We start from the raw sequence: 26,767 nt of genomic DNA, 5'->3' as shown, positions 1-26,767 counted from the left end.
TGTCTCCGTGTGCGTCAGGCTGCTGCCGTTCTCGTGGCCCCGGCTCCGGTCTGCGCTCGCCGAGAGGCTCAGCCCCGCTGCGCCACCGCCCACCGACAGCCCTGCGCCCACGCTACCGCCGTGGCTGCTGCTGTGCCCACTGCTCTGCGTGCTGTTTTTGCCCGAGGTCAGGCTGATGTCCCGGCTGGCTGACAGCGCCATATCCTGCCCGGCTTTCAGCTGCGCGCCCTCCACATTCAGGTCGCCCGCCGTCGCCGCAATATGCATATCGCGACCCGCCTGCAGCCGACTGCCGGAAGCGCTGTGCTCTTCCTGCCGCTGCTCCGAGGTCGATTTCTGCTTACCGTAGCTCAGCGTCAGTCCGGCGATGTTGCCGTCGCTGCTGTTGCCTGTGGCTTCCGCCGCCAGCTGCGCCGCCTGAGCGGCCTGATAGCCGGTCAGCGCCGCCTGCGTGCCCTTCAGCGCCGCCAGACGACCGCTCTCCTCTTTTTTCGCCGCCTTCACCTGATGCACCGCGGTGTTCAGCGCACTGCCCACCGTACCGGATAACCCCAGCGTCAGGCCACTGCTTTTCGACTCGCTTTTCGTCAGCGAGGTGTGGCTGTTCTCCGCCGACGTGATGCTGACGTTTTTACCCTGCACCGTCAGATCCTGACCGGCCACCAGGTCGCTGCCGTGAACGGCCGCCGCGTTCCCCGCCTGCAGCGTCAGGCTCCCCGCGCTGCTGCCCGCCACGCTGCCTTTCTGCACGTTGCTGCTGTCGTCACGGGTCAGTTTCTGCGACGAATGCCCCAGCGAGAAACCAATCCCGCCGGTGCCGCCGAAGCCGGACTTTTTCTTCTGCTCAGCCGAGGCGGAGTGATCGGACTCGGCGGCGGTGGTCAGCGTCAGGTTATTGCCCGCACTCAGCGTCACGTCGTGCGTGCCCAGCAGGTTGCTGCCCGATGCGGTCAGATCGTGGCCCGCCGTCACCTTCAGCGTGTCGCCGGAGACGGTGCTGCTGAGCGCGCTCTGCTGGTGCGTCTCGCTCTGGATCTTATGCGTGGTTTTCGACAGGAACCCGTGTTTTGTCCACTTCGCCCGGGAGGACTGATCCCACGTCTCCTCCCCGCTCATCAGGTTCAGATTATTGCCTGCCAGCAGCGTGGCGTCGCCGCCTGCCGTCACATCCGCCGCGCGCAGGTTCATATCGCGCCCCGCCTGCATCAGCAGGCTGCCCCCGGCGCTGATAACGGAACCGATCTCACGGCTTTCCAGCGTGCGGTCGTAGTTCTCGCTGTTGCGGGTGTAGTCGGTGGCGTGAGCGGTTTTCACCGTGTCCAGGGTGATATCGTTGCCCGCGGTCAGCCGGGTGGTGCTGTCGCGGCCCTGACTGCTCACCACGCTGGCCGTCAGCTGAATATCATGACCGGCGTTCAGCGACAGCAGGCCGCCGTCGTTCGTCACCCCGATCCCCGCCTGGCGGCCCCGCCAGCTCTCGCTGCCCCGCTGTTCACTGCCGGTCAGGCTGAGAATATCATTTCCGGCCTGCAGGGTGAGCTGGTCACCGCCTTTCAGCTGCCCGCCCCGGTTGACGATATCCCCGGTGGCCACCAGCTGCGTGATGTTGCCGCTGATATCGCCGGTGTTCAGCAGGCTGCCCGCCGAGACAGACGTCAGTTCGCGCCCGTTAATGCTGCCGCCGTTAATCACCTTGTCGGCGGTGTTGATGCGCACGCTGTTACCCGCCAGCAGGGTGCCGTTGCCCTGCAGATCGCCGGCCTGCACGCGGGCATACAGCTTCGGCACGCTGACCACCTGCGTGGTCCCGTCGGGCAGGGTGACCGTCTGGTTCACCATCAGCACCATATCAGCGGTCACCTGCGCCATCTGTTCCGCAGTGAGGTCCGCGCCCGGAGAAATGGTAAAGCGTTCGGTGAAGGATTTGCCGCTGCTGAGCAGCGCCCGGTACTGGCTTTCATCGTCGCTGTAGCCGGAAAGATAGCGCTGGCCGGTGGCCTTCATCACCTGATCCCGCACCAGCGACTGCTCGTAGAAACCGTCTCCCAGCCGCTTTTGCAGCTGGTCCTGGCTGTAGAAGGCGCTGCTGCTCAGCGCCTGCTTACCGTCGGTAAAGCGCGGATCGGTTTCAACCAGGTAATGGCTGTCTGAGCCAGGATGCAGGCTGAACAGGCTGTTATCCGGCAATTTCACCGGCCCGGTCACGCTGCGCAGCACCCAGTTATCCTGCGAAGGAGACGTCACCGGCAGCCCGCTGTGCGTATCATCAATCTGAGCGCCGTCCTGCGTGCTGCCGGTATTGCCCGCCGGGGTGGCCGTCAGGTCCGTTGCTCCGGTAAGCGCGGCATCCGTCATGCCGTCTGCGGTTTTCCGCATTTGCAAATCGGCAGCGCCGCTGCCGTCGGAAAGGGCATCCGACACGGGTTTCAGCTGCGTATCCCCGGACGGACCCGACGGCAGCGGCACCTCGCTAACCAGCGTCTGCTGCCCGAGCCGGGCCAGCGCTTCCGGGCCGTTCAGCCCCGATGCCTGCCCGCCCGCGCCGGAGGTTGGCTGCTGTTGGGCGATCGTCCGGCCTTCACCCGCTCCCTGCCCCTGCTGCTGAACGGTCAGATGCAGCGGCAGATCGGTTTCCTGCACCGGCGCCTGATAAACGCCTTGCCCTTCAAAGTGGGTCTGCTTGTGACTCTTGCGTTTACCCGCTCTGACAACCACGCCGTCTTTAGTGATTTCCTGCCGGACGGTGGTTTCATCATTATCGACGCTGCCGTTAATCAGCAGATCCTGCCCGGCCACCACCTGGCTGTCCTTATTGTGCAGATCGCCGTTCAGCGTTAAATCGCCGCCGCTGCGGATCACCGCGCTGTCCTGGCCGCTGACCTGCTGCTCTTTGACGCTCTGCGTATAGGAGAAAATGTCGAATCGCCGCCCGTCGCCGGAGACGCCAGGCAGATTAAAGCGGATGATATCCTTATCGTTATCCTGCCAGAGGTAGATGTACTGTGGCTTACCGTCAACGTCGATGGTGATACGGTTACCCTGCTCATCCAGCGCGTAGCTGCGCCCGTCCTGATCGAAGTCAAAGGCAACAGGGCTGGTTTCGTCCTTGTTGAATTCAACCAGATACCCTTTGAAGCTGTAGTGCTGGCCGTCCGTCCTTCCGCAGCCCTCGATCCATTTTTCCCCGGTGCACATCTCAACTTCCAGCACGTTCGGGGTAACGGAGATGGTTTTCAGATCGCTGCTAACCGTTAAGTGAATATCGCGGTTTTCCGTCTTCGCGGCGTCAATGCCAAGATCGCCCATCGCCTCTATGGTGGCGCTCAGGTTCTCAACCAGCGATGCCTGGCCGATCGGTTCGCCCGCAGCGTTCAACCTGCCGCCGATGCTCAGCCCGCCGTTACTGTAGATCAGACCGTGATCCTGATTGCTCAGCCGATCGGTGGCGATCGTCAGATCGTCGCGGGCGGCAATTGTCGCGGCCGTATCCCCTGACTTATCATTGAGCAACGTGCGCGCATCAATCACCAGCCGGTCACCGTACAGTCGCCCCGTTCCGGTGTTGTGCAGCGTGTCGGTACGCAACAGCACATCGCCACCGTCGATCAGCCCCTGATTGAGGATGCCGGACGCGTTAATGTGGGTCGTGCCCGCATTGATGTCGCCGCTCTGCTGATTGTTCAGCTGTCCGGTGGTCAGCGTCAGTTGCTTGCCCGCGCTCAGCGCACCGCTGTTGGTCAGTGCGTTGCCGTGGGTATTGAAAGTCAGATCGTCACCCGCGGCCAGCGTCCCGCTCTGGTTTACAGCGGAAGTGATATCCAGGCCAAGACTGCCGCCGCTGACGATCCGCCCTGCACCGTCAAACTGCCCAAGCCACAGGCTGGCATCGCCGTTGGCAACGATGTCGCCGCCCGCGTTGCTCAGCGCCAGTTTTGAACCCGGCTGGCCCACGGTCAGGCTGTTCTGCGATGAAATCAGGCCGTTCTGATTATTGAGCTGCTCGCGCACGTTGGCCTGCAACGTATCGCCCGCACGCAGGGCACCGTCCTGATTGTTGAGGCTGCCGGCGCTCAGCGTCAGATCCTGCGCCTCAATGCCCTGTTTGCTGCCGCGCGTATGCTGATTGTCAATCTGGCTGGCGCTCAGGTTCAGCGCCTGGCCGGCTTTAATCAGCCCCTGCTGATTCTGCACGTTCTGCCGGACCGCCAGCTGTGCATTTCCGGCGGCAAACAGCAGGCCATCGGTGTTGTCCAGCGAATCCACGTGGGCCATCAGATCCGCACCGGAGAGCATCTGGCCGTGCTGATTGTCAACGCGGCTCCCCTGTACAGTCAGACCTGCGCCCCCCTGGATCAGGCCCTGCTGATTACTCAGGCTGCCGCTGTTGATGGCAAGCGATCCGTCTGCCAACAGTTTTCCCTGCTGGTTATGCAGATCGGCACCGTGCGTATCCAGGTTAAGATCGCCGCCGGACTGGATCGCGCCATTCGTGTTATCCAGCGCGCCGCTGGCGATCTTGCTGCCCGCAGCGCTGCCGATACTTCCCGCGCGGTTACTCAGGCTCTTGAGGTTAAGATCCAGCAGCTTTCCGGCAATCAGTCCGGCCTGGTTTATCACATCGCCTGCGATCAGATTCAGCGCACCACCGCTGCGCAGACCGGTCTTCTCACCGTTGGTGTCGCTGTTGTCGAGCTGCTGGCCGTGGGTATCAATACGCAGGCCATCGCTGCCCTGAATTAATCCCGCCTGGTTATTTAACCGCTGGCTGCTCAGATCGAGGGAATCTGCCAGCAGCACCCCTTTGCGGTTATCGATATCGCCGCTGCTCAGGGTCAGCCCCCCGCTGGCGACAATGCTGCCCAGCTGGTTATCCAGAGGACCGGCGATCGTCAGCAGCCCGTCTCCCTGAGTGGACTGAAGGGTTCCGCGCACGTTGGTCAGGCTCAACGAATCAAGTGACAGATCGCCGCTGCTTTGCAGCGTTCCATCGCTATTGTCCAGGTTCTGCCCGGCGTGTACCGTCAGCGTTTCATCAACGGCGGTCACTATGCCCTGCTGGTTATTCAGCCCGTCGGCGCTCAGCGTCACGTTTTTACGGGCGGCAATGCGGCCCTGCTGATTATTCAGGCTCTGCGCGGTACTGACCGTCAGCGATTCGTTTGCCGAGAGGATTGACGCCTCACGGTTGTCGAGGCTGGTGCTGCTAATCTGTACCGGTCCGGCGGCTTCCAGCGATCCCCGCTGATTATCGATCGCGCCGCTAACCTTAACCTGGAGCGCGCCGTTTCTACTGCTGACGGCACCGTCCTGGTTGCCCAGCGATGCTGCGTGCAGCTCGGTCGCCCCGCCGCTGACAATCTGCCCCTGCGCATTATTCAGCTCGTTGCGTACGGTAATCTGATTTTTCCCTGCCACGGCCAGCACTTTACCGCTGCGGTTATCCAGCGATGCGCCGGTAAGCGCGACGCTATTTCCGCTTTGCAGCACGCCGTGCTGGTTATCAATCCCCGCATCCAGCCGGGCATTCAGCACACCGTCCACGCTGGTGATGGTCCCTTCACGGTTGTCCAGCGATTGGGCGTCAAGCTGCACATCTTTCTGCGCCGCCAGGCTGCCGAGCTGATTGTTCAGGGTTCCGGCTGAAAGGGTTAACGATCCGCTGGTTGACGCCAGCTGGCCGTTACCGTTATCAATGCTGTCAGCCTTCAGCAGCAGATCGTCTTTCGCCAGCAGTTTTCCCTGCCGGTTTGTCAACGCGTTCTGCACCTTCACGCTGGCGCTGCCGCCCGCCGCCAGCAGAGAACCGCCGTCGTTCTTCAGCGCTGAGGCCGTAACGTGCAGGCCCTGGCTGCTCTGCATCGTGCCTTGCTGATTATCGAGGGCCTGCGTGAGCGATGCCGTTAAGTCACCGTCTCCGGCGCTAATCAGCCCCCGCCCGTTACCGAGCGTGGTTCCGCTCAGGTTCAGTGTATGCAGGCTGTCGATCTCCCCGGCAAGATTGTTCCACGCCAGCCCCTGGCCAGTGAATGTCTCGCCGCTGAGTAAACCGTTATGGTTATCCACATTGCCTGCGCTCAGCGTCAACGCACCGCCGGCACGGATACCCCCGGTTTCGGTGAGCGTATCGGCGTTAATCAGCACCCCACCGTGGGTGTTAATATCCAGCGCATCGCTGGCCTGAATCAGCCCGCCCGCGTTGTTCAGCTCGCGGGTGGCAATCTGCATCGCGTCACCGGCCAGCAGCTGGCCCTGGCTGTTTTTTACGCTCGCGGCATCCAGGGTTAAGCGCTGGCTGCTTTCAATACCGCCGCCCTCGTTATTAATCTGGCCCGCCGTGTTCAGGGAGCTGTCTCCGTTGGTAGCAGCAATAACCCCGTGCTGGTTATCAACCGATCCGGCATGCAGCTCCAGCGAGGTGCCTGCCAGCAGGTTTCCCGCCAGGTTAGTCAGCGCGCCGCTGACCTGGCCGATAATCTGCGCCGTAGCCGACAGTACGGTGCCGCCGTTGTTATTAAGCGAGGCGGCCTGAAGGGTCAGCGCCTGTTGGCTTTGCAGCGTACCCAGCCGGTTGATCAGCTGGCCGGTCAGCGTCAGCGATGCCACCCCTTCGTCGGCACTTACCATGCCCTGCGTATTATCCAGTGAGCTGCCGTTCAGGCTCAGCCGGTCGCTGGCCGCCAGCACACCCGACTGGTTGTCGATATGAGCGGCGGAGAGATCCAGGCTCTGCGCCTGCAGCTTGCCCTCCCGGTTATTGAGGTCGCCGGTGTTAAGCGCCAGCGCCTTTCCGCTGAGAATACCCAGCCCGTCGGTGTTAGTTTGTGCGTTAATCAGCTCACCGCCGCGCAGATCGAGGCGGAGAGCTCCCGGCGTGGCGATGCGTCCGGCGGTGTTATCCAGCGAGGAAGCAGCCAGCGTCAGCCCGCTTCCCCCTTCCAGGGTTCCCCCGCGATTGTTCAGCGCGTCCGCACGGACGTCAAGATACTCGCCAATCAGCGTGCCTGAAGCGTTATCAAGCTGACCGGTCGCCACCCGAAGCTGACCGTTGCTTGCAATGCGTCCCCGGCTATTGTCCAGGCTGCCCGCACGCAGATCGATGGCCCCCGCGCTCTCAACCGCGCCTTCACGAGCGTTAAGATTGCCGGTCGCCTGAATCTGCATCTCACCTTTGCCGGTCTGAAGCAGCTGGACGTTCTGCATCGACAGCGTTGTTCCCTTCACGTGAACCTGCCGCCCCTGCGTCAGGCCACCGTCCAGCAGGATCTGCTGGCCGCTAAGCGTCAGATCCTTAGCCGCAAGAATTTTGCCCTGCGCGCCGCTGATATCATCGCTTTGGATTACCACGCTGCCGTTTTCGGAGCCCAGCTCGCCACCGGTATTGTCCAGAAAATGGCTGCTGAGGGAAAAGTCCCCGGCGCTGGCCAGCGTGCCGCCGCGGTTATTTATCCGCTGGCTGTTCAACGCCATGCCCTGCTCGCCGCGCGAGATCAGGGCTCCATCCGTGTTATCGATTTTTTCAGCCGCATGGATGTTCAGCTGATCCGCAGCGATGGCGCTCCGCCGCGTGGTTAAGGTGTGTGCCGTGCTCAGCGTGGCCTGCCGTGCGTCAATCAGCGCATCGTCAGCGTTGATATCCCCTTCACGGGCGGTCACGGCAACCGTTGCCGCCCGGCTCTGGCTACCGGAGAGATCCACATCGCGGCCAGAGGCGATAAAGCCGTCGTGGCTCAGATGCGTGCCGTGGCTGGCAAGCCGCTGTTCCGCATTGACCGTCAGCTGCCCGCGACGCGTTGCTTTTCCGCTGCCGTCGATCCCCGCGCCCATCACGCTGCCGGTATCCGCTTCTATGCTCCGTGCGGTGACGCTGGCGTTACCGCCCGCCGTCAGCGCCGATCCGGCCTGGCTGTGGAGCCGTCCGCCGCTGTCCAGCTGCAGATGACCGTCGGCGCTGAGCGTCCCCTTATTCGTCACATCCCCCTGGCTGGCAATCTGCAGGTTGCTGCCGGTCGAGATATGCCCCTGGTTATCGAGCTGGGCTGTTTTCAGCGCCAGATCCTGCTGCGCATAAAGCGTGCCGCTGTTGGCGATTTTCCCCTGCGCATTGAGAGTGAATTTTCCCTGCATCGCGCCGATTTCCCCGGCATTGCGCACCCCCACGCCCCGCTCGGTTCCCACCAGCGTGATGCGCCTGCCGTACATGCCGCCCAGCGACGACGTGTCTACCGCAAACTGCGGCCGGCCTTCAGCATCGTCTGCTTTCACCACCACGACGTTGCCGTCGGCATCCGTCTGGTTACGGCCGGTAGTCACCTGCAGATCGCCCGCCTGTAATCGGGCGTTCACCTCCACCGCGCGGGCAATCAGATGGGTATAATCCTGACGGCTGCCGTCCATACCGCCGCCGCTGATGGTGATCCGCCCGCGATCGACGTCATAGCCCGCCACCTGGCCGTTTTTCATCTGTACGCGCCCGGCCGCCAGGGTGTTGTGCCCGGCGTTAATAAAACCGCATCCGCTACAGGTGATCCCTGCCGGGTTAGCGATAATCACATCCGCTTTCTTGCCCGCCACCTCAACAAAACCGTGGAGCTGGCTGGGGTTCATGCTGTTGACTTCGTTGAGAATAACTTTGGCCGATCCCTTAGCCAGCCACGGGTTACCCGCGACCTGACCGGCCAGCTGGGTCTGGGTGCTGTGCTGGCTGTTATTTAAAATCGCCCCCCGTTCGCCAACGTCAAACTGGCTGTATTTATTGTGGGAAAGTCCCTGGCCGTTAGGCGTCTGAATATTGATCTGCGGCAGGCCGTTACCGGTTTGCAGTACGGTTGGTCGCTGCCCGCCGGGCGCACCGCGATCGGCGGTAATCGTGCCCGCCTGCGCGGCGCTGACCAGTCCCCCGGCCAGCCATAACGCCACGGTAAGAGGCCGCAGAACGGCCACGCAGGGAGCAATGCCGCCCGGACCTCGCGCCGTATCGCCACCGCGGCAGCGGGCCAGCTCGGAAACAACCACCAGCATGCAACGGGCGCGATTAAAAATGATGCGGTAACAGTGTTTGTTCATGATTCATCCCTGTATCAATACTGCCAGCTGACGCTGAAGCCAAAGGTTACCGGGTCGGTTTTAAAACCCTGTGGCTTATAGATCGGTATGCCGCTGAAGGCATCGTAGCTGGCTCCGAGCGCGGAGATACTGCCCCGCAGACCTGCCACGCCGCCCGCCAGCTGGTGCCCCAGCAGCGTGGAGCCGTCGCTACGGCCGCTCACTTCGCCGTAATCGGCGCCGAGATAAAACTCCTGCTGCGGCAGCGGTGTACGCCATGCCAGGGTATTTTGAACGTACCAGCCGCGGCTGGCGCTGAGGGTGCGTTCGCCATCAAAACCACGCACCGTCCAACGGTTTCCGATAGCGATTTGATCCGGCGAGGTCAGCGGCGTAGAACTGGCCTGCTGCAGGTAGTTAACCTGGTAAGAAAAGTTCTGATTTCCCACCGTAAACGGCCAGTTCAGGCCCGCCGTAAGGGTGAGGATTTTACTTTTTTCGGTGGCATCGTAACCGTCTTCATAGTGCTCTTCGTAAGCGGGCAGCGCGCCAAACCAGCGGGTACCACGCTGGAAGCTGACGCCGCCGTCAACGGTCACGTCGCCAAAGTAATGACGATGATCGAGCCCAAGCAGCCAGGCACTGGTGCGCCGGCGCTGAACTTCAATTTCGGTGCGGTCGATATAGTTGCGGATCTCGCGAACCAGCACGCTGCTGCGCATCGTCGTTTTGCCGCTGGCGTTGCGCTGGATCACACGGCTCAGGCCAACGTTCAGGTTTTTACTCTTACCCGAATAGCGAATGTCGCCATTGAATCCCGCCACGTTTTGCACATAGTTGTACTGCCCGGCGTTGACCTCAAACAGCCAGTAGCCCAACGGCAGCGAGTAGTGGCCGTTAATATTTTTGCTCTGTTCGTGGCTTTTGAAACCGAGATCGTGGCTGGCGGAAACGTACAGCAGATCGCTGAGGGCGAACGGATTATCCAGCGCCAGCATGGCGCCGCCCTGATAGCGCCCGGTGCTCTTCGTGCCGGAATCATCGGCCCACAGATTAACCCGCCAGATTTTGCTTTGTTGTCGGCTGATGATCACATCGCTTTCGCCGGGATTATCGCCGGGAACGATCTCCATATTGTCCTGTACCGTCGGCAGGCGCTGCTGATTCTCCAGCCCCTGCTCAATATCGCGCAGATCCAGCAGTGCGCCTTCACGGGCGGGAATCGAGGTATAGAGCACGGCGCGTGTATTGGAGCCGTCGGCATAGCGAATATGGCGAATCATACCCGGCACAAGGGCAACGATTAGCGTTCCGCTACTGAGATCCTGCTCGGGGATCAGCACCCGCGACGTTACCCAGCCGCGATCGACCAGCCGGTTTTGCAGCCGGCTCATCAGCTGGTTGATGCCCTTAACGCCAAGACAGTGCCCTTTCGCGCCGTCGGCCACCCGCTGTGCCGGAAACCAGTGCGGAAAGGCCTCTCTGCCCATCAGCTGAACGTGGTTAATCGGAAAACAGGGCGTTTCCTGTGGAAACGGGCCTTCGGCGTCGGGTTGCTGCTGTTCAGACAGGGTAATATCCGGCGCATCAGGGGTTAACTGCGCCTCTTTCGCCGACTGCTGGGTTTTAATGTGCTGCTGATGCTGATCGATAAACGGGGCAGCCTGAGCGGTGGAGTGAAAACAGGTGATAACAGAAAGCGTCGCCAGAATAATATGGCGACACCGAGGGGCATTTGCGATCCTTGCCAAAAGTTACAGCTCCATTGAGTACAACAAACTTGAACAAGTATTAATGTATTTAGGTTTGTGAAACCTGTACGGAGCGCAAAACACCCATAAAATCGTAATTTATCCATAAGCCAGGCAGCTGAATAGTATCCATTTGCATCAGCCGTCTCGTGCGCGGTCGCACAACGTTAAGCAGATTCAAACCCGGCAAACGTAACGAGAGCGATCGCCATCACGATCGCTCTCCCTTTAATGACTAGACGACGAGCTGTTCCATCGCCTGGGTAATCCGCTTTTCCGAAACGGGATACGGCGTGCCCAGCTGCTGCGCAAAGAAGCTGACGCGCAGTTCTTCAATCATCCAGCGAATATCCTGCACGTCGTCATCGTCGCGCCGCTGCGGCGGCAGTTTGTTAAACCAGGTGTTCCACGCCTGCTCAACGTTTTGCACCTTGATCATCCTGGCGCGGTCGCTGTGGGGGTCCACCGCCAGCTTCTCCATGCGCCGTTCAATCGCCTGCAAATAGCGCAGCGTGTCCGCCAGCTTTTTCCAGCCGTTGCCGGTGACAAAACCGCGATAAACCAGCCCGCCCATCTGCGCTTTGATATCGGAAAGCGCCAGCGCCATGGTCATATCCACGCGCCCTTTCAGCCGCTTGTTGATGTTGAACACCGCGGTGAGGATCTGCTCGACCATTTTGGCGATCTCCACCACCGTGTCGTTCAGCTCGGCGCGCACCACATCGTGCAGCCGGGTATAGCCGGATTCCTGCCAGCTCGGGCCGCCGTGTTCGGCAATCAGTTTATCAATGCCGCAGGCGATGCAGTCGTCAATCAGATCCAGCACCTTGCCGTACGGGTTAAAGTACAGCCCCAGCTTGGCCTTGTTCGGCAGCTTCTCGTGCAGGTATTTGATCGGCGACGGCACGTTCAGCAGCAGCAGGCGACGCTGGCCACGCCACATCGCTTTCTGCTGTTCGTGCTGCGAGTCAAACAGCCGGATGGCCACGCTGTCTTTTTCATCCACCAGCGCCGGCCAGGCTTTCACGCTGTAGCTGCCGCGCTTCTGCTCGAAGTGGTCCGGCAGATCGCCGAAGCTCCAGATATGCAGACCGCTCTGCTCAAGGCCGTCGTCGGCTACCTGCGACAGCGTTTCCTGCACTTTACCCTTCAGTTGCAGCTTCAGCGCATCCAGGCCTTTACCTTCCGCCAGTTTACGGTTGTTTTCATCGATCACCCGGAAGGTGATTTTAAGATGCTCGGGCACCTGATCCCACTGCCAGGCTTCACGGTCCAGCGTCACGCCGGACATGCGGCGGAATTCGCGTTCCAGCGATTCCAGCAGCGGCAGCGCCAGCGGTTCAGCGCGGCCGAGGAACGCGTCGGCGTAGTTTGGGGCGGGAACAAAGTTACGGCGTAACGGCTTCGGCAGCGATTTAATCAGCGCGATAACCAGCTCGCGACGAATCCCGGGGATCTGCCACTCAAAGCCTTTTTCTTCCACCTGATTCAGCAGCGGCAGCGGCACGTGAACGGTCACGCCGTCGGCGTCCGCGCCCGGTTCAAACTGGTAGCTGAGCTTAAGCTTCAGGTTACCCTGGTGCCAGAAGTTAGGGTAATCCAGCTTGCTGACGTTCTCCGCGCCCTGGCGTATCAGCATCTCTTTAGCAAAATTCAGCCGCTCCGGCTCCGCGCGGCTGGTATTTTTCCACCAGCTGTCGAAATGGCGGGCGGATACCACGTCGTGCGAAATACGCTGGTCGTAGAACTCGAAGAGGATCTCATCATCCACCAGAATATCGCGGCGGCGGGATTTATGTTCCAGCTCTTCCACTTCTTCACGCAGCTTAAGGTTAGCTTTGAAGAAGCCGTGGCGCGTCTGCCAGTCGCCTTCCACCAGCGCATGGCGGATAAACAGTTCGCGCGACAGCACCGGATCGATCTGGCTGTAGTTGACCTTGCGGGCCGCGACGATCGGCAGTCCGTAAAGCGTCACCTTCTCGACGGCGATAACCGTGCCCTGCGCTTTCTCCCAGTGCGGCTCGCTGTAGCTGCGCTTAAGCAAATGCTGCGCCAGCGGTTCAATCCACTCCGGCTCAATGCGTGCGGCAATGCGCCCCCACAGGCGGCTGGTTTCCACCAGCTCGGCCACAATCGTCCACTTCGGCGGCTTTTTAAACAGCCCGGAACCGGGGAAGATGGCGAAGCGGGCATTGCGCGCGCCGGTGTACTCCTGCTTGTCGCTGTCTTTCTGTCCGATATGCGACAGCAGGCCGGTCAGCAGCGCGGTATGCACTTCACGGAAAGGTGCCGGTTCGCTGTTGACCGGCAGGCCCTGTTCACGCACCACCTGACGCAGCTGGGTATAGATATCCTGCCATTCACGCACGCGCAGATAGTTGAGGTAGTCCAGCTTGCACTGGCGGCGGAACTGGCTGGATGACAGCGCTTTCTGCTGCTCCTGCAGATAGTTCCACAAGTTAACAAAGGCGTTGAAATCCGACTCTTTGTCAGCAAATCGCTGATGTTTCTCGTCCGATGCCTGCTTTTTATCTGCCGGACGCTCGCGCGGGTCCTGAATAGACAGCGCGGAGGTAATAATCATCGCCTCACGCACGCAGCCGTATTTTTGCGCTTCCAGCACCATTTTCGCCAGGCGTGGGTCCACCGGCAGCTGAGCCAGCGATCGACCGGATGAGGTCAGTTTATAGTGCTGATTATCATCCAGGGTGATCGCTCCCAGCTCTTCCAGCAGGCGAACGCCGTCCTGAATATTGCGCTGGTCCGGCGCTTCCACAAACGGGAAGGCGGCGATATCACCCAGCCCGAGCGAAGTCATTTGCAGAATGACCGAGGCCAGGTTGGTGCGCAGGATTTCCGGGTCGGTAAACTGTGGGCGGCTGAGGAAATCATCTTCGGAGTACAGACGAATACAGATCCCTTCGGAGACGCGGCCACAGCGCCCTTTACGCTGGTTAGCTGACGCCTGCGATACCGGTTCAATCGGCAGCCGCTGAACCTTGGTGCGGAAGCTGTACCGGCTGATGCGCGCCGTGCCCGGGTCGATCACGTATTTAATGCCCGGCACGGTCAGCGAGGTTTCCGCCACGTTGGTGGCCAGCACAATGCGCCGCCCGACGTGCGACTGGAAGACGCGATTCTGCTCGGCGTTCGACAGGCGCGCGTAGAGCGGCAGCACCTCGGTATGCGGCAGATCGCGCTTCATCAGCGCGTCGGCAGTGTCGCGAATTTCTCTCTCGCCGCTCATAAAGATCAGAATATCACCCCGGCTCTCCAGCCCCAGTTCGTCAACGGCGTCGAATATCGCCTGCAGCTGATCGCGGTCGGTATCGTCGGCATCTTCCACCACCGGGCGATAGCGCACCTCCACCGGGTAGGTGCGGCCGGAGACTTCAATCACCGGCGCGTTGTTGAAATGGCGTGAGAAGCGCTGCGGATCGATGGTCGCCGAAGTGATGATCACTTTCAAATCGGGGCGCTTCGGCAGCAGCTCGCGCAAATAGCCAAGCAGAAAATCGATGTTCAGGCTGCGTTCGTGCGCCTCATCAATAATGATGGTGTCGTACTGCATCAGCAGGCGGTCCTGCTGGATTTCCGCCAGCAGAATACCGTCGGTCATCAGCTTCACCTGCGTGGTGTCCCCGACCTGATCGTTAAAGCGAACTTTATAACCCACACAGCCGCCCAGCGAGGTTTCCAGCTCGGCAGCAATGCGGTCGGCAACGGTGCGCGCGGCCAGGCGACGCGGCTGGGTGTGACCAATCAGGCCACGAATGCCGCGCCCCAGCTCCATACAAATTTTCGGCAGTTGAGTGGTTTTCCCCGAGCCGGTTTCACCGGCGACAATCACCACCTGGTGGTCGCGGATGGCATTGGCGATGTCCTGCTTCTTCTGGCTGACCGGCAAATTTTCAGGGTAGTTAATGCGCGGCACGGCGGCACGGCGCTGGGCAATGCGCAGCTCGGCGGCGGTAAATTCCTGGTTTAGCTCTTCGGTAATCGCCTGTAGTGAAGCCGGGCTTTTAACCTTTTTTGCCCCGTGCAGCCGACGCTGCAGGCGCTGGCTGTCGCGCAGCATCAGCGAGTCCAGGCGCGGCCAGAACGCGGTCAGGGCAGATTGTGGTGTATCAGACATAGGTCAAACTCACTTTATTGCGCGGTTAACCGACAACATGGATGTATTGTGATAAAAAAATTTTGCGCATAGTAGCACAGACAAGAACTTAGCGTTTGACCTGCGCGACTATTCTTATTCAATATTTTCGAACATTGATAACAAAAACTCGCACTTACACTCACCAACATATCGCAGTAGAGTGTTTCACATCAGGCGGACAGCTTTCCGCGACTTAACAGGAAATAAGGACATGAGCAAAGTACTCGTTTTGAAATCAAGCATCCTCGCCGGTTATTCTCAGTCAGGCCAGTTGGCCGATCATCTGGTCTCAGAGTGGGAAGCCACTCATCCTGGCGATGAAGTCACCATCCGCGATTTAGCTGCAAACCCAATTCCGGTGCTGGACGGTGAGCTGGTTGGCGCGCTGCGCCCTTCCGACGCTGGACTGTCTCCCCGCCAGCAGGAAGCGCTGTCACTGTCCAACGAACTGATTGAAGAACTGCAGGCGCACGACACCATCGTTATCGCTGCACCAATGTACAACTTCAACATTCCTACCCAGCTGAAAAACTACTTTGACCTGGTTGCCCGTGCAGGTATCACCTTCCGCTACACCGAAAACGGTTCTGAAGGCCTGGTGAAAGGTAAAAAAGTGGTGGTTCTGACCAGCCGCGGTGGCATCCATAAAGATACCCCGAACGATCTGCTGACCCCGTACCTGACCCTCTTCCTGGGCTTCCTGGGCATGACCGACGTGCAGTTCGTGTTCGCTGAAGGTATCGGTTACGGTCCGGAAGTGGCGCAGAAAGCCGCTAACGATGCGAAAGACGCTATCTCTAAAATCGTTGCAGCCTGATTGTAAACCACCGATGCTCTGCCGCCGGTCGTGAAATGTCAACGCGATGCCCCGTGCATCGCGTTTTTTTTCGGCTCGATAGTGTCTTAACTACGGAAAGGTCTTCGCTACGATAGTGCCTTTATGACAGTTATTTTTTCAGCCACTGACCGTTAATTCCGCGCACATACTCCCCCGGCTTTGCCCGCGTTACCAGTTTCTGCCCGGCGATTCTGGCCACCTCGGCCGCCGTCATATTATTCTGCTCTGCCAGCAGCTGATACTGCCTGCTGCGGCCTTCGTTGATCTGTTTTACCAGCGTCTGAGTTTCCGCATCAGCCTGTCTGGAGGCGATATAGCCGTTAAGCGTTTCGCCCACCCGGCCCTGTTGCCTCGCTTCGTCAAGCGTCAGCGCTATTGTAGCGGAAGACATCAGCAGACAGCCCAGCAGTAGTGCTCTGTTCAGCAGTTTCATCGTTTTATCCTCAGAACAGACCGCTTTGGTTTTTTAACAGCGCTTCCACGTCTTTATCGACCTTGATATGAATTTCATGCTCGATTTTAACGTTCATATTGATGGTGATCGGTTCTTTCGGCGCCGCCACTTCAATGCGCGGAACACATCCGCACAGCGACAGCATCGCGCCAGCCATCAGCAGGCTATTCAGGGCTTTCATCACGTTTTTCCTTCTGTGGCGGCAGGGTAGCGTTGTCTTCCACCCAGGACTGCAGGTTATCGCCAAAGCGCAGGCTGCGCCAGAGTTGAAACAGGTTTTCCCGCTGGGAATAATTGAGAGCAACGCGCTGATCGCGGTTGCTAAATCGGCTGGTGCCGTCAACTTTTGCCGTCAGGCTCATCCAGCCGAGGTTATCGAGGTCAAGCGTTGCCCAGCAGCGGGAAATTTCCATATAGCGCAGCCAGTCGATAGCGGCACCGGCAGCGATGTTATTGCTGCTGATGGCATCAGCCATGTCTTTATCCATGCGCACGGTCAGCGGTCCGCTGTTGGCGATCCAGCCGTCTTTCACCAGCCACTGGCTGTTATTGAGGAACAGGGGCAGCTCGCCGTTGATATGGCCGGACAGGGCAATCTGTTTAAGCTTCATCGCCGTAATCAGCTGTGACAGCGCGAGATGCTGCACGCGGATTTTTGCCGCTTCGGTCTGTGGCATTTGCAGGCGGTCCAGGCTCAGCGTACCGCCCAGCATATCAAGGCTGACGTTGCTCAGGCTCAGCGGCTCAGCTTCGCTCCACGGATACCAGCCGCGCAGATCGGCGGTGACATTTTGCATGGTAAACTGGTTTTTGATCTCGCCAATGCGCAGCGAAACCGGGCCGTGGGTGCCAAAGTACCAGCGGTGGGGCTGTAAGCGGAACGGCAGCGAGAAATCCACGCCGTTAAATTCATTATCCGGCAGCAGCGCGCGTCCGTTGCGGACCAGCCAGTGACCACCGGCCTTCAGCCCCTGATCGGCGGCGGCAGAAAATGCCACCTGCGCCTTCAGTGTGCCGCTCTGGATCGACAGTCTGAGATCCGGGCTGAGCAGCGGCTGAAATACCCGCAGCGACTGTTCCGGCCACCAGGCCTGGCCGCGCAGGCGTTCGCCGTCCCAGCGGCCACGCACCTGCACCGGTCCGATTTTTTGCGCCTGTAATGCACCGTTAAACAGAAATGCGGTCGGATCGCGGCCCTTAACCGCCAGAGTTAAGGTTGACGGCGGCAGATACCCCCCGGTACTGAAGCGGGTTTCCCGCGCCTTTAACGCCAGTTCACCGTTAAAGGAAGCGTGTTGCTCATCGCGCTGCCAGCCAACCGGTTTCACCAGCGTCAGGCGCGGCGCAGTCATTTCAACGCTGCCGTAGCTGATACGGTCGAAGCCGGTGGATAGCGTGGAGAGTTCAATCAGCGAATCCTGCCAGCGCCCGGTGCCCGTCACATCCCATTTCGCTGCCAGCGGCTTCAGCCGTCCGTCACCCCAGTAGCGCCAGTGCCATTCGCCTTTATCCGGCCAGAAATCGCTGGCGCGACCGTCAAGGTGCAGGCGGAAGTTTCCCATCTGCACGTCGTGCGCGCTGAGTATCGCCTGCAGGCGACCCTCGATACCGGCGGAAGAAATCTTCACCCCGGCCAGTGGCCAGCGGGCTTCATCCACTTCCAGCGTCGAAAGCAGCCGGCCTTTCATTCGCAGCAGCGCACCGGGCAGCATCGCCAACTGCGGATCGACCAGCGGTCCACGAAGTTCGCCCACCAGGCTGGCGTAAAACTGCAGTGCGTCAAGTTTGCTTTCGCCATTAAGCCGCAGCGGCAGGCTGCTTTGCTGCCAGTCAAGATGCCCCGGCCCCAGCGACAGCACCACATTGCCTTTGCCACCGCGCCCGGAGGTCAGCAGATTCAGACGACCGCTGAGCCGGCTTGCCTCAAGCCCCTGCTGCCAGCCTTCGGCCAGCAGCGAGATCCCACCAGAGAGCGGCTGGCTGCCCCACGGCCAGCTCCAGCTGCCCTGCTGTATCTGAATGTTCTGCGGGGAGATTTGCCACGGCAGCTCCAGCAGCGGCCGTGGCTGATTCGCCGCACTGACCCTAAGCGTGCCGCTCTGCTGCTGCCAGTCCAGCTGCACGCTCAGCGGTTCCGCAATGGCTTCCAGCGCCAGGTTGCCGTGCAGCACGCCGCTTTGTGGCAGCGCATCGGGAACGCGCGGCAGCGTCAGCGTGCCGTCAAGCGTTACCGGCTGAGGGATACCCGGTGCCTGTACGGTCAGGGTTTTGAGCGTCAGCTGCTGCTGCCGCAGTTCAGCCTCCAAAGAGAGGTTATCGCCTGAGTAGCGCAGCTGCTGGCTGTCGGGTTCAAAATTGAGCTGGAGTTGTCCCGCCCACTGCGGCCAGGGTTTGAGGGTCAGCTGGCGGATAGTCACGCTGGCACCGGGCAACATCTGCTGCCAGTCGGCCAACGTGCGGGGGGCATCCTGCTGGTCACCGGCCGGGAGTTTGGCCGCACACTCGCTGTCGATAATCACGCTGTCAGCGTCGGCCAGCCAGCGCTGATGGCGGTAGCTGAGCGAGACGTTTTTCACCGCCACCAGTTCGCAGCCGCCGATGCTGTAGTGAACGCCGGGGAGACTCAGCGCACCGTGCTGCCAGCGCGGCACGCCATCAAGGGAAATGGTGGTATCGTTCGGCAGCCACAGCCCTGCCAACCTGGGTAGCCACTGCGTTACCGTGAGTAAAAGTCCTGTCAGCAGCAGGATCGCTGCCAGCAGCGCGGCAAGCGCACGTTTCCAACCCCTGTTCATGGCAGCAAAATCCTGTTCGGTCCGTGATTATCAACGAAATGATGGCATGGAATCGCCTTATCGTGAAGTTTTTCACCCTTTAGCGGTGATTCTGCTGCTTTTTATAGCAGTAGCCACTATCCGGTTCTCCCCCAGGTGAGAATAGTTGATAAACTGAAGCTATTCATTCTGCAGTGGAAAAAGGAACTAAAACGATGAAACTTGCGGTGTACAGCACCAAACAGTATGACCGGAAATACCTGGAACAGGTGAATCAGGATTTCGGTTTCGAGCTGGAATTTTTCGACTTCCTGCTGACTGAACGTACCGCGAAGAACGCCACGGGATGTGACGGCGTGTGTATTTTCGTCAACGACGACGGCAACCGTAAGGTGCTGGAAGAGCTGGCGGAACTAGGGGTGAAGTTTATCGCGCTGCGCTGCGCCGGGTTCAACAACGTGGATCTCGATGCGGCCAAAGAGCTGGGAATGCAGGTCGTTCGTGTGCCGGCCTATTCACCCGAAGCGGTGGCTGAGCATGCCGTCGGCATGATGATGACGCTGAACCGCCGCATTCACCGCGCTTATCAGCGCACCCGCGATGCCAACTTCTCGCTGGAAGGCCTGATCGGTTTTAATATGCATGGCCGTACCGCCGGTGTGATCGGCACCGGTAAGATCGGCATCGCCACCCTGCGCATCCTTAAGGGATTTGGCATGCGCCTGCTGGTTTCCGACCCTTATCCTAACCCGCTGGTGCTGGAGCTGGGTGCGGAATATGTTGATGTGAAAACGCTGTTTGCCCGGTCGGACGTGATCAGCCTGCACTGCCCGCTGACGCCGGAGAATCATCATCTGCTTAACGAGAGTGCCTTCACGCAGATGAAAGATGGCGTGATGATTATTAATACCAGCCGCGGCGGACTGATCGATTCTCAGGCGGCCATCGACGCACTGAAAAAACAGAAGATTGGCGCGCTGGGGATGGATGTTTACGAGAACGAGCGGGATTTATTCTTTGAGGATAAGTCGAACGACGTGATTCAGGACGACGTTTTCCGCCGTCTCTCCGCCTGCCACAACGTGCTGTTTACCGGCCATCAGGCGTTTCTGACCGCCGAAGCGCTGACCAGCATCGCACAGACCACACTACAAAATCTGCGGCAACTGGAAAAAGGCGAGCCCTGCGCTAACCAGCTCTGACCCAACGATCGCCCCCGCTGCCGACAGGCGGGGGTTTAACGGGCACAGGTGCCGTTAAGTAATGCACTCTCGCCACAGCGGCGCCCGTTCGCCAGCTGGCACATTCCTACCGAAGAGCCATCCAGCTGCCACGAAAGCGCCAGCGTTCCACCTGCATTCTCACAATTACTTGCTGCCAGATCGGCCATCTGTACTCTTGCCGGGACGTGTGCGGCGGTTGCCTGCTGTGGCGGTTCGTTGTCGCTGCTACAGGCCGACAGCACCAGCGTTGCCGCTGCAAGCAAAAAAGTGGCTGCTTTCATTGTGTAAACTCCGATCGGTGAAGGGTCAAAGGTGCCAGCCAGCATATGCCAGGTTTTGCGGCAGGTCGATAGCTGTCATCCAATTTTACAAAATCAAAATTGATAAAATATCAATACCCTCCGGTCTTAATTTACAATCGAAAAGAAAAACTCAAGGAAAGTCTAAATAATACAGGAGGATAGAAAGTGGTTCTCGACTTATTACTGCGCATCGCCCTCGCCGGTGCGCTGGGCGGTCTGATTGGCATGGAACGGCAGCTGCGCTCGAAAGAAGCCGGGCTGCGCACCCACGTGCTGGTGGGGATGGGCAGCGCGATGTTTATGATCGTGTCTAAGTATGGCTTTAACGATATTTTGGCGGCCTCGCATATCGAGCTGGACCCCAGCAGGATCGCCGCTCAGGTCGTCAGCGGTATGGGTTTTCTGGGGGCTGGCACCATCATCATTCAAAAGCAGATTGTCAAAGGACTGACAACCGCCGCCGGGCTGTGGGTCACGGCGGCTATTGGTTTAGTGATCGGCAGCGGCATGTATGAGATCGGCATTTACGGCACGTTACTGGCACTGGTGGTGCTGGAAACCTTCCGTCGCATCAGCTACCGGTTTATCGGACGCAACCTCACCCTGATCTTTCAGCTTAAACCGAAAAGCGTGCCGCTGGTGTTGATTGCCCTTCAGCACCGCGAGGTGCGCACCGGTAAAGTGATCCTCACTAATCGCGACGGTGAAACAGGATTATGCGAAATGATGGTGGAGGTGACATTGTCACGAAAAGTGGCACTGGAAAAAATGTATGACGTCCTGCTGGAGATAAACGGCGTACAGTCGCTGGAAATTCATTAGCCATAAATGCTCATGGCAAAAATAGCTGGAACGGTTACTCTTAGGGCCATGCCTGTTCGCAGCTGGTTCTGCGCCAGCAACGTTGTCTTTTAAAGGAAATTATAATGACCGAGAAATCCGTACTGATTATCGCCACTTTTTCCGCTAAGCCGGGCAAAGGCGATGCGTTATTTGACGCGCTGAATCCCTGTGTGGCACCCAGCCGCCTGGAAGCCGGTAACGTGCATTACGATCTGTACCGCAGCGTAGAAAACCCGGACGCCTTCCTGTTCCATGAAACCTGGAAAAGCCACGCGGCTATCGAAGAACATGAAAAGCAGCCGCATTTCCTGAAACTGATTGCCAGCGTTGAATCCCTGCTCGCCGTGCCGCCGGTGATTACCAAAATTTAATCGGCCTTTCGATCAGATATAAAACGGCCCCCGGATTTCACCCCGGGGGCCGTTTTTTTTGTGCGGCTGACGGCTTTACTTGACGATGCGGGCGCGGCAGGTTTTCCCTTTAATTTTCACCTGCGTAAGCTGCTGCATCACCTTGCGCACCAGCTCCTGACGAATTGCCACGTAGGCAAGCGTAGGCGCGATATCAATTTTACCAACCTGGTCGCCGCTCAGTCCGCCGTCACCGGTCAGCGCCCCCAGGATATCACCCGGGCGAATCTTGGCTTTACGCCCACCGTCGAGGCTGAGGGTGGTCATTTCTGCGCGCAGCGGTTTTGGCGCCACGGACTTCAGCTCGCCAACGTTAGCCCACGTCAGACGCTGCTGCAGGAAATCTTCCAGCGCATGGGCACGCTGCATTTCATCCGGCGCAACCAGGCTGACCGCATAACCCTCTGCACCAGCACGGGCGGTACGACCAATGCGGTGGACGTGAACTTCCGGATCGAATGACAGCTGGTAGTTCACCACCATTGCCAGCGATTTGATATCCAGTCCGCGCGCCGCGACGTCGGTTGCCACCAGCACCCGGCAGCTGCCGTTGGCGAAGCGCACCAGCACACGATCGCGCTCGGACTGCTCCAGATCGCCGTGCAGAGCCAGCGCGCTGATCTGGGCATTCTCCAGCGAGGCGGCAATGTCATCACACTCGCGTTTGGTGTTGCAAAACACCACGCAGGAAGCGGGCTGCCGCTCGCTGAGCAGGCCGATCAGCGCGCTCATTTTCTCACGCGCGCTGGCTTCATAGAAAGTCTGCTCAATGGCCGGCAAATCGGAGACGTCGCCGGTTTCCACCGTCAGCGGATCGCGCTGCACACGCTGGCTGATGCGGGCGATATCCTCAGGCCAGGTGGCGGAGAACAGCAGCGTCTGGCGCTGCGGCGGGCAGTAGCTGATGATCGCGTCGATATCATCGCGGAAGCCCATCTCCAGCATACGATCGGCCTCATCCAGCACCAGCGTAGCCACGCCGTCCAGCTTCAGGGTTTCACGCTTAAGATGTTCCAGAATGCGCCCCGGCGTACCGACTACCACATGCGGCGCATGCAGCAGCGAATCGCGCTGCGCGTTCATCGGCTGGCCGCCGCACAGCGTCAGGATTTTAATATTGGCGGTAAAGCGCGCCAGGCGACGCAGCTCTTTCGCTACCTGATCCGCCAGTTCACGCGTCGGGCACAGCACCAGCGACTGGGTAACATACTGGCTGACGTCCAGCCGGTGCATGACGCCAAGGCCAAACGCGGCGGTTTTTCCGCTGCCGGTTTTTGCCTGCGCGCGCACGTCACGCCCTTCCAGGATCGCCGGCAGCGATGCGACCTGCACCGGTGTCATGGCCAGATAGCCAAGTTCATTAAGGTTTTCAATCTGGCTGGCGGGCAGCAGGTTCAGGGTAGAAAAAGCAGTCACGGGTATAATCTCTGATAAATCGGGCGGGAATTTTGCCGCTGATTGTAGCAGATAATCCGCGGGAAACGTTACTTTCAGGGGCAAGACGGTACAGCGACAGGGTTTGAGGCCTCGCACAGTTATTATTGCGCAAATATTGTACAATGCACATGTAAAACAAGCTGGTATTCGCCGCCGGAATCCGTACCATACGCGGCATACTTTTGCCTGCTGGCTTCTTGTCAGCCGGTGCAAACCCGTCCTTTATCGCGAATCAGATGGGACATGAAAACGCGCAAATGGTGTATGAAGTTTACGGGACGTGGATTGAAGAACTTAACGGCGATCGGGTATTGATGCTGAACAATAAGTTAGCCCTGTAAAAAACTTTGCCCCTTATATGCCCCTTTTGGTTTAGAGATACTGAAAAATGAAATCAAATCAATCAGATAACAAGAAAGAGCAGTACAACCTCAACAAGCTGCAGAAGCGTCTGCGCCGTAACGTCGGCCAGGCGATTGCTGACTTTAATATGATCGAAGAGGGTGACCGGATTATGGTATGCCTTTCCGGCGGCAAGGACAGCTACACCATGCTGGAAATTCTGCGCAACCTGCAGCAGAGCGCGCCGGTTTCCTTCTCGCTGGTGGCGGTGAACCTCGATCAAAAGCAGCCGGGTTTCCCGGGGCATATTCTGCCGGAATATCTGGAAGCCCAGGGCGTGGAATATAAGATTGTCGAAGAAGATACTTACGCCATCGTTAAAGATAAGATCCCGGAAGGCAAAACCACCTGCTCGCTCTGCTCACGTCTTCGCCGTGGCATTCTGTACCGTACGGCAACCGAACTGAGCTGCACCAAGATCGCTCTGGGACATCACCGTGACGATATCGTGCAGACGCTGTTTCTGAACATGTTTTACGGTGGGAAAATGAAAGGCATGCCGCCGAAGCTGATGAGCGACGACGGTAAACATATCGTCATCCGTCCTCTGGCCTACTGCCGCGAGAAGGACATTGAGCGTTTCGCCATCGCCCGTGAATACCCGATTATCCCGTGCAACCTGTGCGGCTCGCAGCCTAACCTGCAACGTCAGGTGATTGGCGATATGCTGCGCGACTGGGATAAACGTTATCCGGGCCGTATTGAAACCCTGTTCAGCGCCATGCAGAACGTGGTGCCTTCGCACCTCGCTGATACTGAACTGTTTGACTTCAAAGGCATCGTCCACGGCAGCGAAGTCGTTGACGGCGGCGATCTGGCCTTCGATCGCGAAACCCTGCCAATGCAGCCCGCTGGCTGGCAGCCGGAAGACGAAGACGACGCGCCCGTTCGTCTTGATATCCTGCAGGTAGGCTAAGCTCAACGTTTCAAGGGGGGAGCGTGTCGCGATCGCAACGCCTGCTGGATCTGCTCCAGCTACTGCGCAACCACCGCTTCCCCGTCCCCGGCGCCCAGCTCGCCAGCACACTCGGCATCAGCCTGCGCACGCTCTACCGCGATATCGCCACGCTGCAACAGCAGGGTGCCGATATTGCCGGTGAGACGGGTCTGGGCTACGTGCTGAACCCGGGGTTTACGCTTCCCCCGCTGATGTTCAGCGAAGAGGAGATTGAGGCGCTGGTTTTAGGCTCCCGCTGGGTTGCCAGCCGCACCGATACCGGCCTGAGCCAGTCGGCAAAAAGCGCGTTAAGCAAGATCGCCGCGGTGCTTCCCACTGAGCTGCGCTACAGCCTCGACAGTAACGGTCTGATGGCCGCACCTTCTGCCAACCCGCAGGTTGAAAACGTGGATTTTGTCGCCATCCGGCGGGCAATCAGACACGAACTGACGGCCACCCTCACCTACCGTGACGGCAAGGATCACTCCTCCCGTCGTGTTATCTGGCCGTTCCTGCTGGGCTATTTCGATAACCTGCATATTCTCGGCGCGTGGTGCGAACTGCGCGGTGACTTCCGCCATTTCCGCACCGACCGCATTATCTCCCTGCAATTACACTCCACCCGCTATCCCCGCTGTCGCGCCGCGTTGATAAAGCAGTGGCGCGAACAGCAGTTCCCGGACAGGCCCGCTCAATAATCCGGCGTTAGTAACGAGCGGGAGGATCGATAATCGGCTCGGGATCGACCGGCGGCGGATCGGGCATTGGCTGCGGCGTGGGTATTGGCCCGGGAACGGGTACGGGATCGCTCAGTGGTTCAGAACCGCGAATAGCATCAGGCTGCTTAATCATTTTACTGTCCCCTCTGTTTTCAACGCGTGAACATTAAGCGTAGGACATCTGACCGGGCTGGCAAACGGGCAAAAAAAAGCCGGCTCAGAGCCGGCGTCGTACGAATTAAATGTGCTATGCATTAATTCTAAAAATGAAGTAAGACAATTATGGAGCGCAACGCCCATCGCTTGACGTTGCATTCACCTGCGGAAGAGATTTTGCCCTCAACACCGTTGCCAGTTATTGACGTCGATCAGTTTTAAACGCCTTTATCGGACAATAATTTACTCTCTTCACAGCCATTTACGTCTTCGTAACCACCACGCAACGCCCAACACCAGGACAGCTAACAACAGGCAAAACAGACCGAAGCCAAAACGCCAGCTGCCGCCCGGAATGCCGCCAAGGTTGACGCCGAACAGCCCGGTCAGGAACGTGGTGGGCAGGAAAACCACCGCCATCAGCGACATGGTATAGGTGCGGCGGTTCATCGCTTCTGCCATCACCGAGCTGATTTCATCGGACAGTACCCCGGTCCGCGCCACGCTGGCATCCAGATCGTCCAGCCCGCGCCCCAGCCGGTCGGCAATGTCCTGCATACGGCGGCGGTCGTCATCGCTCATCCACGGCAGGCGCTCGCTGGCCAGCCGCGAAAACACGTCCCGCTGCGGGGCCATATAGCGGCGCATAATAATCAGCTGCTTGCGGATCAGCGCCAGCTCGCCGCGCGGCGGCACCTGCTGGTCCACAACGGCATCCTCGAGTTCGATGATTTTATCATGCAGATCCTCAATAAATTCGCTGGTGTGATCGGTCAGCGAATCGCACACGTCCACCAGCCAGCTGCCGCCGTTGTGCGGACCGTTACCATTTTGCAGATCGGTCAGCACTTCATCAATGGCAAACACTTTGCGCCGCCGGGTGGAGACAATCAGCCTTTCGTTGATAAACACGCGGATAACCACCAACTGATCGGGCCGCGATTCGCTGTTCAGATTCACACTGCGCAGGGTGATCATCGTTCCGTCGCCAAGGCGACTGACTCGCGGGCGCATGCTGTCGCCGCCCAGTGCATCGCGTACATTGTCCGGCAGCAGCGGTGTGGTGGTCAGCCATTCGGCGCTTTCGGGATGGGTGTAATTCAGGTGCAGCCAGCACGGATGGTCACACGTGAGTACTTCGCTGTCGGCTATCGGGATCATCCCACCGTGACCATCCAGCTGACATGAGATAATCGCATCCGATACCTGTAAGGATTTACCTGCAATAACGTCCACTTTCTGCCCCGCTTTCAACATAATCAATACGATACAGTCTAGCGTGCGGACCAGCAGTTGCAAAATATTGCACGCGGTCACAATGGT

General features: G+C 59.1%; 16 protein-coding genes and 1 pseudogene. 7 read left to right on the top strand and 10 right to left on the bottom strand.

Going from position 1 to position 26,767, the window contains the following annotated elements:
- From AC07U6_RS05835 to hrpA, 3 genes are all read right to left on the bottom strand, one after another.
- Positions 1 to 9,063 (bottom strand): two-partner secretion domain-containing protein (locus AC07U6_RS05835; RefSeq protein ID WP_494764790.1); only part of this gene is annotated, 9,063 nt, incomplete at its 3' end.
- 14 nt (positions 9,064 to 9,077) lie between these two features.
- The gene (locus AC07U6_RS05830) at positions 9,078 to 10,793 is read right to left on the bottom strand and encodes a ShlB/FhaC/HecB family hemolysin secretion/activation protein (RefSeq protein WP_494762791.1); all 1,716 of its coding nucleotides are present in this window, start codon (positions 10,791 to 10,793) and stop codon (positions 9,078 to 9,080) included.
- 235 nt (positions 10,794 to 11,028) lie between these two features.
- Entirely contained in the window at positions 11,029 to 14,928 is a 3,900-nt protein-coding gene (hrpA, locus tag AC07U6_RS05825) for an ATP-dependent RNA helicase HrpA (RefSeq protein ID WP_494762792.1), read from the bottom strand.
- A 232-nt stretch (positions 14,929 to 15,160) separates the two neighbouring features.
- Between hrpA and AC07U6_RS05820 the strand changes: the two genes are divergently transcribed.
- Entirely contained in the window at positions 15,161 to 15,766 is a 606-nt protein-coding gene (locus AC07U6_RS05820) for an FMN-dependent NADH-azoreductase (protein ID WP_494762793.1), read from the top strand.
- Positions 15,767 to 15,896: 130 nt separating this feature from the next.
- Here AC07U6_RS05820 and AC07U6_RS05815 read toward each other — a convergent pair whose 3' ends face one another.
- Genes AC07U6_RS05815 through AC07U6_RS05805 form a run of 3 tightly spaced genes read right to left on the bottom strand, consistent with a single transcriptional unit; the run spans position 15,897 to position 19,036 of the window.
- Positions 15,897 to 16,220 (bottom strand): YdbL family probable chaperone protein, encoded by a 324-nt coding sequence (locus tag AC07U6_RS05815; RefSeq protein WP_494762794.1) that lies wholly within the window; start codon positions 16,218 to 16,220, stop codon positions 15,897 to 15,899.
- Between the two features lie 10 nt (positions 16,221 to 16,230).
- Positions 16,231 to 16,422 carry a YnbE family lipoprotein gene (locus tag AC07U6_RS05810; protein WP_494762795.1) on the bottom strand — a complete coding sequence of 64 codons (192 nt, stop codon included), beginning with the start codon at positions 16,420 to 16,422 and terminating at the stop codon, positions 16,231 to 16,233.
- Positions 16,406 to 19,036, bottom strand: a complete 2,631-nt coding sequence (locus tag AC07U6_RS05805) for a YdbH family protein (RefSeq protein ID WP_494762796.1) — start codon at positions 19,034 to 19,036, stop codon at positions 16,406 to 16,408. Before AC07U6_RS05805 ends, AC07U6_RS05810 begins: the two co-directional genes overlap by 17 nt.
- A 194-nt stretch (positions 19,037 to 19,230) precedes the next feature.
- On the opposite strand from AC07U6_RS05805, the gene AC07U6_RS05800 reads away from it, so the two are divergent.
- Positions 19,231 to 20,217, top strand: a complete 987-nt coding sequence (locus tag AC07U6_RS05800) for a 2-hydroxyacid dehydrogenase (protein ID WP_494762797.1) — start codon at positions 19,231 to 19,233, stop codon at positions 20,215 to 20,217.
- A gap of 35 nt (positions 20,218 to 20,252) precedes the next feature.
- Here AC07U6_RS05800 and AC07U6_RS05795 read toward each other — a convergent pair whose 3' ends face one another.
- Complete coding sequence (locus tag AC07U6_RS05795; protein ID WP_494762798.1) at positions 20,253 to 20,519, bottom strand: putative hemolysin; 267 nt, start codon at positions 20,517 to 20,519, stop codon at positions 20,253 to 20,255.
- A gap of 186 nt (positions 20,520 to 20,705) precedes the next feature.
- Here AC07U6_RS05795 and AC07U6_RS05790 point away from each other — a divergent pair, with 186 nt between their 5' ends.
- Together AC07U6_RS05790 and AC07U6_RS05785 are read left to right on the top strand one after the other, a co-directional pair.
- Positions 20,706 to 21,362, top strand: a complete 657-nt coding sequence (locus tag AC07U6_RS05790) for an MgtC/SapB family protein (RefSeq protein WP_494762799.1) — start codon at positions 20,706 to 20,708, stop codon at positions 21,360 to 21,362.
- A gap of 104 nt (positions 21,363 to 21,466) precedes the next feature.
- A complete protein-coding gene (locus AC07U6_RS05785; RefSeq protein WP_494762800.1) occupies positions 21,467 to 21,754 on the top strand; it encodes a putative quinol monooxygenase in 288 nt (95 codons plus the stop codon).
- A gap of 75 nt (positions 21,755 to 21,829) precedes the next feature.
- On the opposite strand, the gene dbpA is transcribed toward AC07U6_RS05785, so the two are convergent.
- Positions 21,830 to 23,209 carry an ATP-dependent RNA helicase DbpA gene (dbpA, locus tag AC07U6_RS05780; protein WP_494762801.1) on the bottom strand — a complete coding sequence of 460 codons (1,380 nt, stop codon included), beginning with the start codon at positions 23,207 to 23,209 and terminating at the stop codon, positions 21,830 to 21,832.
- A gap of 139 nt (positions 23,210 to 23,348) precedes the next feature.
- Between dbpA and AC07U6_RS05775 the strand changes: the two are divergent.
- The 3 genes and pseudogenes from AC07U6_RS05775 to AC07U6_RS05765 all read left to right on the top strand — a co-directional run.
- A pseudogene (locus AC07U6_RS05775) lies at positions 23,349 to 23,571 on the top strand (tyrosine-type recombinase/integrase); the annotation flags it as partial.
- Positions 23,572 to 23,618: 47 nt separating this feature from the next.
- Entirely contained in the window at positions 23,619 to 24,548 is a 930-nt protein-coding gene (gene ttcA / locus AC07U6_RS05770; protein WP_494762802.1) for a tRNA 2-thiocytidine(32) synthetase TtcA, read from the top strand.
- Between the two features lie 23 nt (positions 24,549 to 24,571).
- Positions 24,572 to 25,267, top strand: a complete 696-nt coding sequence (locus AC07U6_RS05765) for a helix-turn-helix transcriptional regulator (protein ID WP_494762803.1) — start codon at positions 24,572 to 24,574, stop codon at positions 25,265 to 25,267.
- 7 nt (positions 25,268 to 25,274) lie between these two features.
- On the opposite strand, the gene ynaL is transcribed toward AC07U6_RS05765, so the two are convergent.
- Together ynaL and zntB are read right to left on the bottom strand one after the other, a co-directional pair.
- Positions 25,275 to 25,421 carry a proline-rich small protein YnaL gene (gene ynaL, locus AC07U6_RS05760; RefSeq protein WP_494762804.1) on the bottom strand — a complete coding sequence of 49 codons (147 nt, stop codon included), beginning with the start codon at positions 25,419 to 25,421 and terminating at the stop codon, positions 25,275 to 25,277.
- Between the two features lie 275 nt (positions 25,422 to 25,696).
- Positions 25,697 to 26,680 (bottom strand): zinc transporter ZntB, encoded by a 984-nt coding sequence (gene zntB / locus AC07U6_RS05755; RefSeq protein WP_494762805.1) that lies wholly within the window; start codon positions 26,678 to 26,680, stop codon positions 25,697 to 25,699.
- Positions 26,681 to 26,767 lie beyond the last annotated feature (87 nt).

This window comes from Erwinia sp. GW821-FHT03D09, assembly GCF_059420805.1.
This window is presented reverse-complemented; position numbering and strand designations above follow the sequence as displayed.